The organism is Paenibacillus campi, from assembly GCF_034659835.1.
GTDB lineage: Bacteria > Bacillota > Bacilli > Paenibacillales > Paenibacillaceae > Saccharibacillus > Saccharibacillus campi.
This window is the reverse complement of the sequence record NZ_JAXSQZ010000001.1, coordinates 325,971-343,843: the sequence shown is the minus strand read 5'-3', so window position 1 is coordinate 343,843 and position 17,873 is coordinate 325,971. Positions and strand designations below refer to the sequence as shown.

The window sequence follows — 17,873 nt, the reverse complement described above, 5'->3', positions numbered from 1 at the left end:
CTGCAAAAAGACGGAATACTCTACGGAGGTTCCGTCTTTTTGTTCTTCTATAACTGAACTCGTTTATAAAATAATGCTTTGAAATGAACCCGTCGCGTCTGCTACATTAGAGAAGTACAATGTCATTCATAAAATAGAGGTGGACACCATGACCCGGATTTTTGTCGTTGATGATGATCCTTATATCGCTCAGCTTATTACGGGGTATTTGCGCAAAGAACAATATGAGGTAACAACTTTCGGACACGGACGTGATTTGGTTGAACAAGTACACGCTGAGCATCCGGATTGCCTTATTCTCGATATTATGCTACCCGGCATCGATGGCTTAACACTACTGACCGAGCTGCGTACATTTACAGAAATGCCGATTATTATCATTTCGGCACGCGGTGAAGAAGTGGATCGGTTAAACGGTCTGGAACTCGGTTGTAATGACTTTCTAAGCAAGCCATTTAATCCACGTGAACTTGTTGCCCGTGTCAAAAGTATGCTGCGGCTCATTCGCAGCACCCGGATCGCCGTCGGTGAAACCGGTGCGGTCGAACCGTTTGCGGTTGCTGGCAGCACGACGCAGTCCCAACAGTCGATTGCATATATTCATGTCGGTAATGTGCAACTGTCCGAAGAATTTCGGCGCGTCATTGTGCAAGGGCATGAATTGTCGCTTACCGGACGCGAATTTGAACTGCTATTGTTTCTAGCTCAGCATCCTGATCGCCCGTTTAGCCGTGAGCAGTTAATTCAACAAGTGTGGAATTACGACTTTTTTGGTGAAGTTCGTGTCGTTGACGATCTTGTTAAACGTTTACGCAAAAAGCTGTCACAGCAGCATTCTACGTTAACGATTGATACGGTGTGGGGATTTGGTTACAAGGCGGCGGTGCATAATCCATGAACACCATACGCAGCAAAATGCTGTTAGCGCTATTCGCAGGCATGATCGTGACCGTGGCGATTACAGTGTTCTTTTTCATCCGCTTGCTTGACGATATTTTACTGAATCAGGTCAAGCTGCAGTTGAAAGATCAGACGATTAAGGCTGTGCATATGATGACCGCAGACAATTTGGACAGTCTGGACAGTGAAAGTTTCCGTTTTTTTATCAAGGACACGCTCTTTTATGCGCATTACTTTGTACTTGATACGAATGATCGGATCGTCGCTTCCAGCACGGCGCAAGAAGTCGGCAAAACGATGGCGGACTTCCCAACCAATCGCGAAGGCATCATGCAGCTTCACGGCAGCAAGGTGTTATACAGCGAAGCCAGATTGGCGCATCAGCCATTTCGTATCATTCTGTATTCCCCGCTCTCCTCACTGCGCGCGCTGTATATCCCATTGCTGCGTACTACATTATTGTCGATTGCGGCAAGCTTTATCGTCATTTTGTTAATCGGTCTGTTCGCTGTGTGGCGGACGGTACAACCGCTTAATCGGTTAAAAGAAGCGGTGAATCAGTATGAGCCGCATCTGATGAATCGACAAGCTTTTTTGCAGGCGGATCATACCGAAATCGGTGAGCTAATGAGCACGTTTCGGCTGATGGCGGAACGGCTGGAGCAGCATCATCGCTATCAGTTAGAATTTTTGCAAAATGTATCACATGAGCTAAAAACACCGCTCATGTCGATTCAAGGGTATGTGTATGCAATTCAAGATCAAGTGATGCCGGTAGAACAAGGGCTTGATATTATTTCGGTTCAGTCGCAACGGTTGACCGATATGGTCGGCAAGCTGCTGCAACTGACACGATTGGAAAGTGTAGATGAAGACTGGCCACTCACTCCGGTCGATCTGAAAAGTATGGCAGAAGAAGCCGTGTATTTGCTACAACCGGCGGCACGGCAACAAGGGGTCGAACTGCAAGCGCATGGTACTTCTCATACGGTGGAAATTGCCGGTGAGCAACTGTTTCAAATTTTGCTTAATCTGCTGCAAAATGCGATTCGGCATTGCCAATCCGCAGTGAGTATTACGGTGGAATTGCCATCGGAAACAGAGGCTGGGATCGATTGGATGATGCATATTGATGATAATGGCCCAGGACTGGCAGAAGGTGAACGTGAGCATATTTTCAGACGCTTTTATACGGGTACAAATGGAGTCACCGGGCTTGGATTGGCGATTAGCAAACAGATTGCTACCCGCCTGCATGCCGACCTGGTCTACGATGATTCACCGCTCGGCGGAGCGCGCTTTAGTATCGTCCATTATACGACAGAGCCGGCTGCAAACAATGCAAAAGGTGCTTGACACCCTATTCAGGTTGGGTAATCTAAATGTATAGAGACTGTTCATCATTGTTTAGACGCCGGGCGCATAAGCAGTAATGAAGCAGTCTCTATTTATTTCAGCGTGACTACGCTAAGTAAGGAGGAATGGATATGTCTAGTATTAAGATTGCCCGTGACGAAGATCAACTAGTCATCGATTGGCAGCAATCCAAGCTGGAAATCCCTCTGAATGAAGCTGTCTACGTAGCGCTGGATCATGATCACCCGCTGCCGGATTGCCATGCTGCTCTGCTCCAAACGCCGTATGGCACGAGAGAACGCATAATGATTCAGACCGGCACGGATACGTATTTGCTGCTCAGCGGTGATCGTATTACCGTGCTGAACAAATCGCATTGGCAGGATGCACCGCAGGAACGCCGCAAGTCGCAGCTTTAGCATTGCTGATAAGATCGGTGCTATGATCCTGTCCGTTCATTCCGTCATCATGCGCACTATAGCCCCCTCCCCGGCGGGGGCTATAGTGCAGTGTTACGAGTCATAGGTACACAGCGGACGCTGGATGCTGACTGACGGGCAGCGACAGGCTACTAGTGGAATGATGCGAATGCACCATCAGCAATAGGCTGGTAGATATGTGACTATGCGATCGATGGCGCGATAAACGGATAGATATCCAGCTGGCAGCAATAGGCGGATTGCTTCGCAAATATGCTAATAATGACAAACAAGCCGGCGCAATTACATAGGTTGCACTAACCTGCACAGAAGTTTGCAGCATATGGCTGCATCAATGACCACGATCGGGCGACTGCACAGACATTGTTTTTGCAAAAGCTGTACGGGTAAAAGTATAAGAAGTGGCTGAGCGCAGACGTTAGCTACCGGGACAGGATGGCGGAATGGTGCTACATTATTCTGCCTGCTTACCTATTTCACCGAACAACAGGAGGTAACGGTATGGGACTGACTAGACAGCAACGTATCCAGTTGCATAACTTTAACAATCTAACCAAGTCGCTTAGCTTCAATATGTACGATATTTGTTATACACGCACACGTGAGGAGCGTGAAGCGTATTTGGAATATATCGATGAACAGTATAATGCGGATCGGCTTAGTCATATTTTGACCAATGTGTCCGATATTATCGGCGCGCATGTGCTAAATATCGCCAAACAGGACTATGTGCCACAAGGTGCGAGCGTAACGATGCTCATTTCGGAAGGCCCGGTGGAGACGGCGCCGAATGCTTCATTTGAAGAATCGCCGGGACCGCTGCCAGAGCATGTGCTTATCCATTTGGATAAAAGCCATATTACTGTGCATACGTATCCCGAATATCATCCTGACGAAGGCATTAGTACATTCCGCGCCGATATCGATGTGTCGACATGTGGTGAGATTTCGCCACTCAAAGCGCTTAATTTTATGATCCATTCGTTTGATACCGACATTATGACGATCGATTATCGGGTACGCGGCTTTACACGCGATATTGAAGGCAATAAACTGTTTATCGATCATGATATTAGCTCAATCCAGAATTTTATTCCCGAGGAAGTCAAAGAGTTGTATCAAATGATCGATGTGAATATTTATCAGGAAAATATTTTCCATACTAAATGTAAACGCAATGTGTTTGATCTGGATAACTATCTGTTCGGTTATACGAGCGATTCATTGTCCCCGGCAGAACAGCAGCATATTACCGACCGTTTAACACGGGAGATGAACGAAATTTATTATGCCAAAAATATAGGTTAAGGAGTGAACGAATGTGCAAGCTGCTTTATTAAAAGAAATTACAGAGGAACAAGGCTGTCTAATCGCTATGTTGGACAGCACGCTATTTCAACAGCCGATTCGTGTACAGTGGCTGGAACCGGACATTCCGCTTGCCTATGCCGAGCGCTGTGCAGAGGCATTTAATACATTGCATCCGTCATTGCTGCGGCAATTGTGTCAATATAGCTATGACTACTGTATCGATTTCTGCGACTATGTCGGTGAGACGCCGCCGCCGATTGGGCAACTGGAACATATTTTACATTATATCGCTCCGATGAGCATGGAAATTACACCCTTTCCGACAGCGTACAATGCCGACAATGCCGAGCCGGTGCTACATCTGGAATTGGAATGTGAATGGGAACCGGAGCATGGATTGGAATGGCTTATTCGTGGGGATGAAATTTTGTATGTCGGTAGCTGTGAAATGCTGCCAGCGTGGCGGGAACAAGATTATTACCGTGGCTATGCCGGTAATTATGTGTTTGGCAATAAAATAGATTAGGCTGCCCGCCGCTTTCCATATGTAGTTTGAATGTTGAACATTATGACTAACGAACAAACTCCTTTATAACGATGCTTATATACGTAATGCAACAACAAAATTAACGAACCAAAGCCTCTTACACTATGTAGCCATTGAATCGGCTGTATAGGGTAAGAGGCTTTTTTATGGACATTTTATCGATTAAATTCAATCTGCTAAACAGGCTAAACAGTTAATCTTTTTCATAAATCCGGCGTTGCACTTGTTCCAGCAACTCCATTTTGCGATCGATAATTTTGTTCATCAATACGGTCGCATAACCGGCATACGTCTGCTTATGCTGCTCGTCTTTCAGTGTAACGAGATTGATGTTGACGGTTAACAACGAACTATGTGCCGCCGCTTCAAACAATATAATGCCAATGCCAACATCGGACAGCACCGTCCGGTTGCACACTGTGATCAATGGCGCTGCACTATACATCCCGTACAAACAGCATTCCATCAACCGCAACGGTGTATCAATCGACTGAATACGCAGCTCATCAATCATATACCGTCGTTCTTCCTGCTGCTGCGGGGTTAATTTGGGTAATTGCAATGCTTCGATATATTGACCGAATGCCTCGATATCTTCCACCATCAACCATTCGCAGGCTGACGAAATATATTCCATATCTTGCAGTGCCTGTGCGACATGTTGCTCGATATGCTCATAGCCTTCACCTTGGGAAAAGTTTGCCGTCATTGAGGTCATTGCCGCGCCAAGAGCAGCGACGATGGAAGCGACGCTACCTCCACCCGGCGTCGGCTCCGAACGGGCGAGTTGTTCCATTATGCGCCGTAGCGGTTCATCCCATGAAACGGTGTTCACTCCCGCTTGCTCTACCTTCATGTCAATTCCCTCCTTCTAACAGGCATTATCCAATTATTACCCATTTAGCAGAGGCTTGCCTATCGTTAAAACGTCAATCGGCACAATTATTTTATAACCGCTTACAAATGATGCACTACCCAATCGACATCGTAAAAGCAGCAGCTTATAATTGCTGCGAACTTTGTTCCATTTTCCATTCCAGAATCGACTTTAACACCAGCACGATCAGCGCCAGCAGTACGAGAATCGATGATACGGCAAACGCGGCAGCAAATTGATATTCATTGTACAAAATCTCAATATGCAGTGGTAACGTATTCGTTTCGCCGCGAATATGACCGGATACGACCGAGACGGCGCCAAATTCGCCCATCGCGCGTGCGCTGCACAGTACGATCCCGTACAACAATCCCCATTTAATATTCGGTAATGTCACTTGCCAGAAAATATGCCAGCCACGCGCGCCAAGACTGACCGCCGCTTCTTCTTCACTAATGCCTTGTGCCTGCATTAGCGGAATCAATTCGCGCGCGACAAATGGCAATGTGACAAACATCGTTGCCAGCACCATCCCCGGCAGTGCAAACACAATTTGAATCCCTTGTTCATCAAGCCACGGCCCAAGAAAACCTTGCGCACCAAACAGCAAAATGTACACAAGTCCCGAAATGACCGGTGATACGGCAAATGGAATATCGATTAGCGTAATGAGTGCTTGTTTGCCACGAAAGCTAAACTTGCTAAGCGCCCATGCCGCCGCCAGTCCAAATAGCGTATTCAGCGGCACCGCAATCGCCGTCACCAGTACGGTCAGCCGCAGCGCAGATAACGCATCCGGATCAACGACCGCAGCGACATACACTTCCCAACCTTTGCGAAATGCTTCAATACCGATACAGACAAGCGGCAACACAACGATGACGCTCAAAAATAACAATGCTACCGTAATGAGCAACACCCGTACCGCTACCGATTCAGTCGCATGCTGCGGCTGTGCCGGTCGACGTAGCTGTGCCGCTTGCCAAACTGCCTCAGCCATCCGCTCACCTCCTAAAACTTCTATGCGCATGTACTAATAAATCCCTACCATGTCAGCGCATAAACTAACAAGCTTACGATCCGACAAGCCCGCTGCAATCATTTGTTAAATGAAAGCGTCAAACATGAAATTTTACAACTATACGTTAGTAGCATAACGCTTTAAACAGCAGCTTTGATTTATAATGGAGCTCGCTCTAAATGATGAATCAAAGCAGCTTCAACACGCATACAAATTACGTTCACAGTATTCATAACTTATCTAAACCGCATGACGATTCATACGCCACTGCAACATATTAATCAGCAACAGCAAAATAAACGAAATAATTAACATCACCAATGCCACCGCTGCTGCCCCGGCATAATCATATTGCTCCAACTTGGTCATAATGAGCAGCGGCGCAATTTCTGTTTTTAGCGGCATATTGCCTGAAATAAACACGACCGATCCGTATTCGCCAATACCACGTGCAAAAGCGAGCGCAAATCCGGTCAACAAAGCAGGCAATAGCTGCGGCAAAATCACTTTTACAAATACGCGTAACCGATACGCCCCCAACATGACCGCCGCTTCTTCTGTATCCCGATTTAAATCATGCAATACCGGCTGCACCGTACGTACAACAAACGGCACCCCGATAAAAATCAATGCGAGCGTAATGCCAAGCGGCGTATAAGCGATCTTCATATTAAGCGGCGCAAACAATTGACCGATCCAGCCATTTGGCGCATAAATCGTACTAAGGGCAATGCCCGCCACCGCCGTCGGCAACGCAAATGGCAGATCGATCAAACTGTCGATTAGTCGTTTGCCTGGAAAACGATACCGGACGAGCACCCACGCCAGCAGCAGACCAAATACAAGATTGACGAGTGCAGCAGCAAATGCCGTCACAAAGCTAACCCGATACGAAGCGAGCACCCGTGGCGCTGTTACCGCTTCCCAAAATCCGCTCAAACTCAAACCGGTCGCTTTCACGACTAGCCCTGCCAGCGGAATTAGCACAATCAACCCCATATACAAAATGGTAAACCCCATCGATAATCCAAAGCCAGGCAAAATGCCGCGCTCACCATTTCGTCCGCTTCGTTTGCGCCTATAAGAACGAGGCACGCGATCGGTCGGCTCCTTTGCATGTATGCTCATCGTAAACGGCTCCTTTGCTGTTATTGTTGTGGACGATCTGGTGCTTGGCTTAACAAGCACTTTCGCCATGTAACTGCTCGACTTTCCGAGCGCAATAGGCGGCATCATCCGCTACTTGGACGAACGATGCCCCTTTGCAAGTACCAGCTATCATTTAGGAGCCTGGTGTATAAATCTGGTCAAATACACCACCATCGCTAAAATGCGTTTGCTGTGCTTTTTTCCAGCCGCCAAAATCTTTATCGATCGTCAGCAGCTTCATATCTTTAAATACATCTTTATACTTGGCTGCAATTTGTTCATTGATCGGACGATAGTAATTTTTGGCGATAATCTGCTGTCCTTCATCAGAATATAGATAGTCCAAATACGCCTTTGCCACTTCTTCCGTACCGTGCTGCTTTGCTACCTTGTCGACAACAGCAACAGGTGGTTCTGCCAAAATGCTGATCGATGGATAGACGATTTCAAATTTATCGGGACCAAGTTCTTTTTGTGATAACAATGCTTCATTTTCCCAGGCGAGCAGCACATCACCGATGCCTTTTTCAACAAATGTAGTCGTCGCTCCGCGTGCTCCGGTATCGAGTACAGGTACATGTTTGAACAGCTCGGCGAGGTATTGTTTTGCTTTCGCCTCATCATTGTTGTTGTGCTGAAGTGCATAACCGTAAGCGGCGAGATAGTTCCAACGCGCTCCGCCCGATGTTTTCGGATTCGGTGTAATTACCTGCACGTCCGGTTTGATCAGATCGTTCCAGTCTTTAATGCCTTTCGGATTGCCTTTGCGTACGAGAAAGACGATGGTGGAAGTATACGGTGAGCTGTTATGCTTGAATTTGCTTTGCCAATCGGTTGGCAGTAGCCCTTTATCGGCAATTGCATCGATATCATAACCGAGTGCAAGTGTGACCACATCCGCCTTCAGCCCATCGATCACCGCACGCGCCTGTTTGCCTGATCCGCCATGCGATTGTTTGATCGTTACATCTTGCCCGCTTTTCCCTTTCCAATATTTTTGAAAAGCGGTATTGTATTCCTCATACAGCTCACGGGTCGGATCATACGAAACGTTGAGCAATTCCACCTGTCCTTTGCCGCCTTCAGCTGCCGAAGAAGCGTTTGAAGACGCGTTGCCGCATCCACTTAAAGCCAGGCTGAACAAAAGTACCGCTGACAAAACAAGCATACTCGAGCGATATTTTCTTCGGTTCGAAATCATTTGTTCTGCTTGACGTTCCGCCTGTCCGTTTGCATAAGTTGATCTGTTCTGTGCGCTTCCTCGTTTGCGATTGTTCAATCCCAACACCCCATCTTTGTTTGTTTGCAAATAAATGCTTTGAACATACTTTCAAAAATCGTTACGAATCCCTTTAACCAACAATTCCTACCTTATTACTAAGTTATGAATGAACTTTATCAACTTTGCACCATTTATTCAATATGAAAACAGCTATTTGCAGCCGTTCCATCGATCGAACTTTACGATCCAAATTGAGCTTAAATCATAATTTTCTATTGAAATGCTCATTTAGGGAATTGACAACCCCTTTCTGCTAGCGATAAACACAAGGTGCAATGAAAAAAGGTTTTTTGCGCAGCAAAAGACCTTCCGTTCAAAACAAAAAGGAAACGTTATCAAATAACACTTTGTCAGCCTGCTGCATACTCAGGTATAATAAATGAGACTGCACTTGAACCGTCTATCGAGACCATCGCTTTATTTTGACAGCGATGGTCTCGATGCTACTCGCTGTGGACTAGTAGGCTAACCGTGCTGAATATGGAGGTTAAGGTCGTCTAGCCTAGAGAAGTACAGTTCATAATGTGATGCAGGTATATGTTCATGCGATAGCGTCGATCAGACAGCTATTTAAGCTGGTCAAGCTACTATAGCGTGTCTGCAAATTGCTTCGCATCCTGTTTAATGTCGTTTATTGGTGTCAGACTAAGCTATATAAAACACTCCTTTGATTTGAAATACGATGCTTTCGCTTGCTAAAATGGCGATGTTGACGGTTTGAAGACACCGATCCGTATGATCAAGACCGAAGCAAGCAGGCTGTACACGGGGCATGATTTTTATTTTGTGAATAAGGAGAGACAGCGATGAACAAACAGGCTCTTCCTTTTGCGACACATCCGATATAACAACGCTGTCCAACAGTCGGTCATCCAGCGAGGCAGCGAGGCCCACCTATGATGGCGATTCGCGCAATCACAGGAACAAAGGTATTTTATTTACATTTAGGGGGCTTTTCTGAATGACGACGTATCCGACTGCTTTTACACAGTATCTTTCACATTATGATCAGACATTTGCCGGCTGGGATTTTGCCTGGATTACCGCTACAGGACGTATCGCTAGTGAACCGCTCGACTGGTCGTATGTCAGCTTGCTGACGAACCGACTGGTAGCTGCCGATTGTATGCTTGATATGGGCACAGGCGGTGGGGAGTTGTTGGCGATGCTGCGCCCTTTGCCAAAACAGGTGTTTGCCACCGAGGCGTATGCACCGAATGTGCCGATTGCGCGCCAGCGTCTGGAACCGCTTGGCATTACAGTCAAAGCGCTGGAGCGTGATGATCAGCTTCCATTTGCGGATGAGCAGTTTGATCTGGTTAGCAATCGTCATGAAGCGTACGATCCCGCAGAGCTATGGCGGATTATGAAACCCGGAGCGATGCTAATCACACAACAGGTAGGTGGCACGGATTGTACTGACATAAATGACGCGCTTGGCGCACCACATAATGATGAATTTCGTCATTGGACACTGACGTTTGCCACGCAGCAACTGGAACAGCATGGCTTTCGGATCGTGCGTAAGCAAGAGCAATGTCCGATACAGCGTTTTTACGATATCGGTGCGCTGATCTATTATTTAAAAGCAATTGAATGGCAAATTCCTGGATTTGTGCCTGCGCATTATATGGAGCAGTTGTATGCCATTCATTTGCATATCGAATCACATGGCTATTTTGATGTAAAACAGAATCGGTTTTTATTGATCGCTGAACGTGTTTGAGACGGCGATGTACTCCAATTTATTGACGAGGAAAGGGCGATGGTATGGTCCGCTTTGGTATCATTGGCACAAATTTTATTACTGAACGTTTTATTGAGGCAGCTCAACGTAATGACGATTTTGAATTGACTGCGCTCTATTCGCGTACCGGGGAGCGTGCACAGCAATTTGGACAAAAGCATCATATTCCCCATCTGTTTACCGAGCTAAAAGAGATGTTGGACAGCGGGCATGTCGATGCCGTCTATATTGCCAGTCCAAATTCACTGCATGCAGAGCAAGCGATTTTATGTATGGATCATGGCAAGCATGTACTGTGTGAAAAGCCGCTTGCTTCCAATACCGCAGAAGTGCAAGCGATGATCGAAGCGGCACAGCGTAACGGTGTCACGCTGATGGAAGCGATCAAATCGGTACTAATGCCGAATTTGCGCGCATTACAGCAAAGTTTGCCTAAGCTCGGACAAGTCCGGCGCTATTTTGCGAATTATTGTCAGTATTCATCACGTTATGATGCATACAAAGAAGGCAATGTGCAAAATGCGTTTCGCCCAGAATTTTCCAATGGCTCCTTAATGGACTTAGGTGTGTATTGTCTGTATCCGCTGGCGGTCATGTTTGGTCGCCCAAATGCGGTCAAAGCTACTGGCGTAATGCTGGAATCCGGCGTTGACGGCGAAGGCAGCATCGTCGCTTCGTATGACGATATGGATGCAGTCGTAATGTATTCCAAAATTACCGACTCCTCGCTGCCATCCGAAATTCAAGGCGAGCTGGGCAGCATCCGGATCGACAAAATTAGCGAGCCCAACCAAATCGTTATGACGTATCGCGGCGGCTATGAGGAAGATTTGCATGTGACCCAGTATGAACCGCCGATGTATTATGAAATCCGTGAATTTCTCGATCTAATCGCTGAAGGTCGGCAGCAGTCCGAGGTCGCTTCCTGGGAAAATTCATTAATTACGGTCGAGATGATGGAAGAAGCACGTAAGCAGCTTGGACTCGTCTATCCTGCCGATGCAAAAACATCGCAGTAGCCGCTTATTATATGCATTTGCAGCCAAATCAGATGTTGTTAACGACATCTGATTGTGCCTATCACCATATAAAGTCAGATGTCCGACTCCTTAGCTAGAGCGTGTACGCAAACTATGGCGTTGGAACATCAACCGCTGCTCGCAGCATACGAGTTTGCGTACACGTTCTAGTAGGCTGTCTCAAATGAAAATTATGTTTAAATGTACCTAAATCGATTCAGCACCAAGCGATGGTTAGATAAACAAACTGTAAATGTACTTGAGACAAGATACTAGTAGGCTGTCTCAAGTAAAAATTTTGTTTGAACGTACGTTAATCGATTCATCATCAAGCGATGGTTAGATCGACAAACTGTAGATGTATTTAAGACAAGCTACTAGTAGGCTAACCAGCTTAAATTCAGTGTCTCACTCACTCTACCTTATGAAAATACACTGGAATTGTAGCAGGACAACATCGCTGCTCTGCACGAGCAAACTACTTCTTTAACGCGGTCAGCCTACTAGAGCTTTCGATCATTATTTTGCACGATATCGCTTTGTACGATATAGATCGGATCGTCAATTACGATTCTTCCAATTACCCACATCGCGCTGGATCGCCACTGTCGATCCAGCCGTTACTTTTTCCATGCGGGCTGAGCTGTTCCGTGTAGTTTTATGATCATTCATTACTTTTGCCGATATCCAATAAGGAGGTTGTGTATGACCGATATAGGGGTATATCATGCCGCCCATCCATTGAAAACGTTACCACCCGCCCGCATTCGTGCGCTGGTCGATGCCGCCCAGCAGCGCGATGTACGCCTGCTGTTTTTTGATGAATCAAGCTTTGATGCGCAACAGCGCACCGTACAGGCGATGGTTCCCGATCCCGATCTGTCCGATCACTGGCTTGTGCAATCTCATCCACTGCCAGACATTGTCATTAATGAAATGGCAAAACTTCCCGCTGAACGCTCCGTACTTGAACAAAAGCTAAATCGGCTCGTCACCTTTACGTCCCACTCGATCCATAGCAAAATGCGGATTCAACATGAACTAAGCCAATCCACTGCATGGTCGTCACTCGTTATCCCTACTATTGCCTATACAGGCAGCGATAGCTTGCTCACGATGTTGACACAAGAGCAAGACATCATTTTGAAGCCGGATCAAGGGCGTCAAGGCAAGCAAATTGTGCGCATTACAAAGACAGATAAACAAAGCTTAATATGGCGCTCCGGGGATACCGTACTGCAAGTGGCGCCGGACGGATTACAGCAGCTAGCACAATCATTGATCGGAGAGCAGCCGTTTCTCGTGCAGCGTTATATTGACAGTACGACTGAACAGCGACAGCCATTTGATTGTCGGCTTCATATTCAGCGCGACCAACACGGTCAGTTTGTCATCACCCGTATTTATGTACGGTATGGGCAACCGGATGCTGTCACAAGCAATTTGGAACAAGGCGGACAGACGGCGGATTGGATGGAATGGCTATATCGATATCGCGCTCATATCGCGGAACAATCGATTGCGCAATTGCCGGAGCTTGGCATTCGACTTGCTTGTTATATCGACGATTTGTACGATTACCAACTCGATGAGCTTGGCATTGATCTGGCTGTCGATGCAGCGGGCAAATGGTGGTTTTACGAAGCGAATACAGCTCCGCAAACACGGGAACATGAAGCCGAGCGGGCGGTGCATACGATCGGCTATGCACAGCATTTGGCACAGCGTCATTTGCTGCTAAACGAGTTGCCACAACTGCAAACCGAGCAAACGGTGATTGGTTTGCTTGCAATTCCAAATGCCGAGGAAAGCGAGCTGATTTTTGTAGAAGCTTGTTCGGCGGTTGCGCGGCTGCATGAAGCGATTGTCGTGCGGATCGATGCCGACGACATCTTTTATGCACAGCAACGTTTGCGTGGTTATGTATGGGAACAGTCACAATGGGTCGCTTACTGCTGTCCATATCCGGATGTGCTATTTGATCGTTTAAAAAAACGCGGTATCGCCGCTTATTCTAGACTGTATAGCGAACTCGCCCATATCCCGGCTACCCATGAACTAAAAAGCGGCTCAATGAGCAAACTGCATATTTATCGCTTATTGCAACAAGCGCCTGCATCGGTACGTGCTGTGCTGATTCCATTTTACGAATCCAATCGTGCGGACGATGTATTATCGTTTATCGATCAACATCATAATACGGTGCTTAAGCCGGATACCGGATCACATGGACAGCATATTTTTAATATAAAGCGGCAGGCTGAAGGCTATGAAGTGTATGATCAGTCGTATTTGCATACATTAGGTGCCAATGAGTTGCGCCAGTTGGTCGGGATGACGATTGGACAAGGCTATATTTTACAGCGCTTTGTCGAAAGTTCTACTTCGGAAGGTCATCCATTTCATCTGCGTGTCCATGTGATGAAAAAGGCGGATCGTTCTTGGGAAGTCGTCTTTATCCAGCCGTATGTGGCGGTGTCGACGTATCGGAAAGTGACCAATCATGAGCAAACATTACGTCTGTCTACCAAATGGAGCTGGTTGCTTCATACACAATATGGTCAACAGCCTGGCGACGCGCTTGACAGTACGATTCGCGAGCTGGCAGCTACTATCGCCACTTATGTAGAGCCGCTACTTAAACGTCGCTTTCCCGAGATTGCGATCGATCTAGGCATCGACAAACAGCAAAATATCTGGTTATTTGAAGCCAACTTTAATCGGATCGGTAATTCCTTCCATCCGTTTGAAGTTGCCAAATATGCGATTCCGTATGCGGTATCGCTGGCACAACAATCGTCACGGTGATGAATACCGGCGGCGAAGACGCTAGTCCAGTACTAGTATCGCTGACAGAGCTATCGTAACGGTAGTTGTGTCAGCTGTCTGTATCCAAAATCAACTCTAAATGGGACAGCATGGATTTTGGATGGGGCTACGATCTTGTCCCCATCCAAAATCAGATTTAAATGCAGCTAAACTTGTTCATTATCAAGCGCTCCGGACATACGCATATACTAAAGTAGAATGAGACAAGATAGTACGATATGATATGGAAACACGCAAATTTTGGACATGTTATTTCTCCATACAAAGCAAACAAGAGCAAACATCCTCTGAATGACTGTGCCCATGTTAGACAGATATCTAACGATAGGACACCTTCACATCGATGCGCTGCTCCTGTTTGTCGTTTACGGATCATGAGATGACCATGCTTCATCCGTAATCCGAACTTTATGTGATTGTGTGATGATCACTGTTGCATTTACCACCGATACATTCACTATTACTATTACTAGCAATTGCGCTTGAGCCGGAATTGTCTGCTTCGTTCAGCAATGTTCGTCCAATCATTTCAGTTCAGTCATTTGTATTCAACGATTTCAATTCAGTCATTTCAGTTCAGCAGTTTCGCGTTTTGCAGCCAGTCTACTAGCATCTGTGCACCTTCACTTTCGCTCATATCCGGTTGAGCGCTCAGTGATCGATTGCCGGATGAGCGAATGCCGGTATCATTACCTTGTACCAGCTCTTGCTGCAATTCTTGCTGTGCCCATTTGCTGGCAGAATTGCTTGTCGTATCGGTGCTTATAGTGGTAGTGCCTGTTTCGCTCAAACCGTAAACCGCTGCCGCACGGGTCAAAATAACAGCAAGTTGCTCACGACTAATGACGCGATCCGGCGCAAATGTGGTCATACTAATTCCTTTCAGCACCCCTACTTTGGAGAGCGCTGCAATCGCTCTGCTCTGTTCAGAATTTGCATCCAGATCGGTAAATGCGCTACCCGAGCTGTTCGCCGTATTCACTCCAAGCGCACGGGACAAATACAATGCCAGTTCACCACGGGTTAACGACGCATCCGACTGTGCAGGTGCACGATCAATAAACGGAATAATTTGCTTTTGTTGCAGCAGATCAACTGCTGATGAACCGCCGCTTGTTGCTGGCGTTGTCACTTTGGCAATGTGTACGGTACTGCCTTCCAATGTGTGCACCGTCGCCTGCCATTGTGCATCAAACGTAACCGGAACTATATACGTATTGCCAGCGGGATCGGTAGCGAGCGCAATATAATTGCCAGGATCATTGACCGCTTCCGGCACGATAAAGCCGAGTTTCACATACCGGTTTTCGTAGCTGGACGGATTGGTTGTATTGTTGGCATCATTTACGGCAAGCTTTAGCTCATAGGCGGTATTCGATAGCGGTGTAATGACTGCGCCATTCCAGTTAGAGTTAGCAGGTAATGCTACTTTTTGCGCGGTTAATGTCCATTTTGCAGCATCGGTAATGCCCAAATTTTGCTGCTGTGTCATCCGGCTAAGTGCGGCAGATGGGAGCTGTACTTGCAGGTCGCCGGTTTGCAAAGTTAAGCCATTTTGCTTATTCAGCAGATTTTGGACGATATCACCCGTGAAATTCAATTGATATTGCTGCTTATCCTTTAATACGGTCGCATCGATCGCAATATTTTGTTTTACTTGTGCCTCTTTGATTGTATTCGCAATCCGCTCAGACAGTATGTTTAACACAACCTTTTGCTCGGTGCTAGCTGCCGACAAGGTTGCCACACCGCGTGTGCGTCCGGTTGAATTGTTCGGTGTGCCTGGAGCATTATCAGTATGCACCGCATCAATCGTCATGTCGCCGCTTGCTACCGGAACTGTCGGTTCAACAGGTTGTGCCGGTATTTCTGTTGGTGCTGAAGTTGCAGATTGCTTGTTTTTATTTTTCTCTTTATCTTTTTCGACGATGATTGTAACCGTTGCCGGGTCAGAGCTATGTTCCTGTGAATCGATGACTTGATAGGAAAATGTATATGTGCCCTCATCATGACCGATGTATGTGAATTCCCCAGTTTTCCCGTCCAATGTTAATATGCCACTGCTAGGCTGGCTCATCAGTTGGTATGATAGCGTATCCAATTCATCCTCATCGGTCGCCTGCAACTTGCTGGACAAAACAACTGATCTTTTGATAGTAAAGTTTAAACTTTGCGCGATCGGTATAGAACCGCTTTCGCCAACCGTTAATGAAGATTGCCCTTTAAAAAATTTCTGTTTAAAATAAGCGATCGAGTCGCCGGCATACACTTCAGGCGCATCATGATTCATCTGATAGGAAGGGGGCGTTTGTAGCGAGCTAGGCGAATGGCTTGCAGCTAGCGTTGCACCGGGTGCTGCGACAAGCCCGGTTGCCAAAATCGATGTGCCTGCGAAGTGAATGATCTTTTTGGCGCTTGCTGTATCTTTCGTTTGTTTGATCATCAGTGTATAACCCCTTTGAAAGATGTAGTCAAATTACTTGAATAAACAAGTATTCTTTTAGTTATCGGTCACTAACATAGTTTCAGTTAGGTATTTGACGAATATAATCGAAATATTTTTAATAAATTACATGAAGCATAATCCATATGAAATTACATAAATATGATCTGCATTTAGTTATTAAAAAAAGAAACAGAGCTGCCGCATACAACGGCAATTCTGCTTCCTATGTTTAGCTATGAGCTCGTCGTGTATCGACGATCGAATCGCTGTTTTACTGCTCGTTCATCAGCTCATCAAGCGCACGCCCATACTTGCTTAATCGCTCCATATCTTTGACCGATGGCTCTGCATTGCGGGAAGGGTCCATATTATCTTCGATATCCGCCATTTTAACCGTACGTGCCAACGAATTTTGCTTAGCACGTTGAATAAATGCTTCATAATCTTCATCATCACGGCGACTTAGCGCCTGCACTGCCTCTATAATCTCCTCTGTGAAACCTTCCGCCGCCAGATCATGTGCCGTCACTTCGGTATCTTCCAACACATCATGCAAAATCGCCGCAATTCTTGCATCCTCCGAACTCATCTTCAGCATCACACGCAGCGGATGTAAAATATAAGGTTGTCCCGCCCGATCTACCTGTCCTGAATGGGCTCGTGTTGCCAAAATAATCGCTCTGTCCAAATTACTCATCTTGCTCTCTCCTCTCATCGTCTAGTGCCTGTTCCATTTCTCAGTCATCGGAAGTTTAGTGTCACTTCCCATCCAATATCCGGTACAACGGTTAAGTGCCGGTATCATGCTTGCTTTATGTATTATTACACGGCAATAGCCGGATGAATCTGTCCACCCGGCTGTTGTTTATTTTATCAACGCTTACTTGCGCATACTGTCATCCATTCCGCAGCAACTTTATCACTTTATACGATCATCCTAACGATTAGC

General features: G+C 46.4%; 14 protein-coding genes. 8 read left to right on the top strand and 6 right to left on the bottom strand.

The features are described 5' to 3' along the window. Positions 1–148 precede the first annotated feature (148 nt). The 5 genes from U1I11_RS01310 to U1I11_RS01290 all read left to right on the top strand — a co-directional run bounded on the left by U1I11_RS01310 (position 149) and on the right by U1I11_RS01290 (position 4,533). Positions 149–898, top strand: a complete 750-nt coding sequence (locus U1I11_RS01310; RefSeq protein WP_322903161.1) for a response regulator transcription factor — start codon at positions 149–151, stop codon at positions 896–898. Further along, entirely contained in the window at positions 895–2,256 is a 1,362-nt protein-coding gene (locus U1I11_RS01305) for a sensor histidine kinase (RefSeq protein WP_322903160.1), read from the top strand. Before U1I11_RS01310 ends, U1I11_RS01305 begins: the two co-directional genes overlap by 4 nt. A gap of 131 nt (positions 2,257–2,387) precedes the next feature. Then, positions 2,388–2,675 (top strand): SunI/YnzG family protein, encoded by a 288-nt coding sequence (locus tag U1I11_RS01300; protein ID WP_322903158.1) that lies wholly within the window; start codon positions 2,388–2,390, stop codon positions 2,673–2,675. Positions 2,676–3,197: 522 nt separating this feature from the next. Next, positions 3,198–4,004 carry an adenosylmethionine decarboxylase gene (gene speD, locus U1I11_RS01295; protein ID WP_322903155.1) on the top strand — a complete coding sequence of 269 codons (807 nt, stop codon included), beginning with the start codon at positions 3,198–3,200 and terminating at the stop codon, positions 4,002–4,004. 13 nt (positions 4,005–4,017) lie between these two features. Next, complete coding sequence (locus tag U1I11_RS01290; protein ID WP_322903154.1) at positions 4,018–4,533, top strand: DUF6985 domain-containing protein; 516 nt, start codon at positions 4,018–4,020, stop codon at positions 4,531–4,533. 214 nt (positions 4,534–4,747) lie between these two features. Here the strand turns inward: U1I11_RS01290 and U1I11_RS01285 are convergent, their stop codons facing one another. The 4 genes from U1I11_RS01285 to U1I11_RS01270 form a co-directional block, all read right to left on the bottom strand. Further along, positions 4,748–5,410: a cyclodeaminase/cyclohydrolase family protein gene (locus tag U1I11_RS01285; protein ID WP_322903153.1), complete on the bottom strand. Its 663-nt coding sequence runs from the start codon at positions 5,408–5,410 to the stop codon at positions 4,748–4,750. 145 nt (positions 5,411–5,555) lie between these two features. Beyond that, the gene (gene cysW, locus U1I11_RS01280; protein WP_322903151.1) at positions 5,556–6,431 is read right to left on the bottom strand and encodes a sulfate ABC transporter permease subunit CysW; all 876 of its coding nucleotides are present in this window, start codon (positions 6,429–6,431) and stop codon (positions 5,556–5,558) included. Positions 6,432–6,692: 261 nt separating this feature from the next. Continuing rightward, positions 6,693–7,580 (bottom strand): sulfate ABC transporter permease subunit CysT, encoded by an 888-nt coding sequence (cysT, locus tag U1I11_RS01275; protein WP_322903150.1) that lies wholly within the window; start codon positions 7,578–7,580, stop codon positions 6,693–6,695. Positions 7,581–7,734: 154 nt separating this feature from the next. Continuing rightward, positions 7,735–8,769, bottom strand: coding sequence for a sulfate ABC transporter substrate-binding protein (locus tag U1I11_RS01270; RefSeq protein ID WP_322904447.1), 1,035 nt, complete (start codon positions 8,767–8,769; stop codon positions 7,735–7,737). Between the two features lie 1,075 nt (positions 8,770–9,844). On the opposite strand from U1I11_RS01270, the gene U1I11_RS01265 reads away from it, so the two are divergent. From U1I11_RS01265 to U1I11_RS01255, 3 genes are all read left to right on the top strand, one after another. Beyond that, complete coding sequence (locus U1I11_RS01265) at positions 9,845–10,609, top strand: class I SAM-dependent methyltransferase (RefSeq protein ID WP_322903149.1); 765 nt, start codon at positions 9,845–9,847, stop codon at positions 10,607–10,609. A 44-nt stretch (positions 10,610–10,653) separates the two neighbouring features. After that, positions 10,654–11,649, top strand: a complete 996-nt coding sequence (locus U1I11_RS01260; RefSeq protein WP_322903147.1) for a Gfo/Idh/MocA family protein — start codon at positions 10,654–10,656, stop codon at positions 11,647–11,649. Between the two features lie 705 nt (positions 11,650–12,354). Beyond that, entirely contained in the window at positions 12,355–14,457 is a 2,103-nt protein-coding gene (locus U1I11_RS01255; RefSeq protein ID WP_322903145.1) for a YheC/YheD family protein, read from the top strand. Between the two features lie 592 nt (positions 14,458–15,049). On the opposite strand, the gene U1I11_RS01250 is transcribed toward U1I11_RS01255, so the two are convergent. After that, the gene (locus U1I11_RS01250) at positions 15,050–16,921 is read right to left on the bottom strand and encodes an Ig-like domain-containing protein (protein ID WP_322903143.1); all 1,872 of its coding nucleotides are present in this window, start codon (positions 16,919–16,921) and stop codon (positions 15,050–15,052) included. A 274-nt stretch (positions 16,922–17,195) separates the two neighbouring features. After that, positions 17,196–17,621 carry an HD domain-containing protein gene (locus U1I11_RS01245; RefSeq protein ID WP_322903142.1) on the bottom strand — a complete coding sequence of 142 codons (426 nt, stop codon included), beginning with the start codon at positions 17,619–17,621 and terminating at the stop codon, positions 17,196–17,198. Between the last annotated feature and the right edge of the window lie 252 nt (positions 17,622–17,873).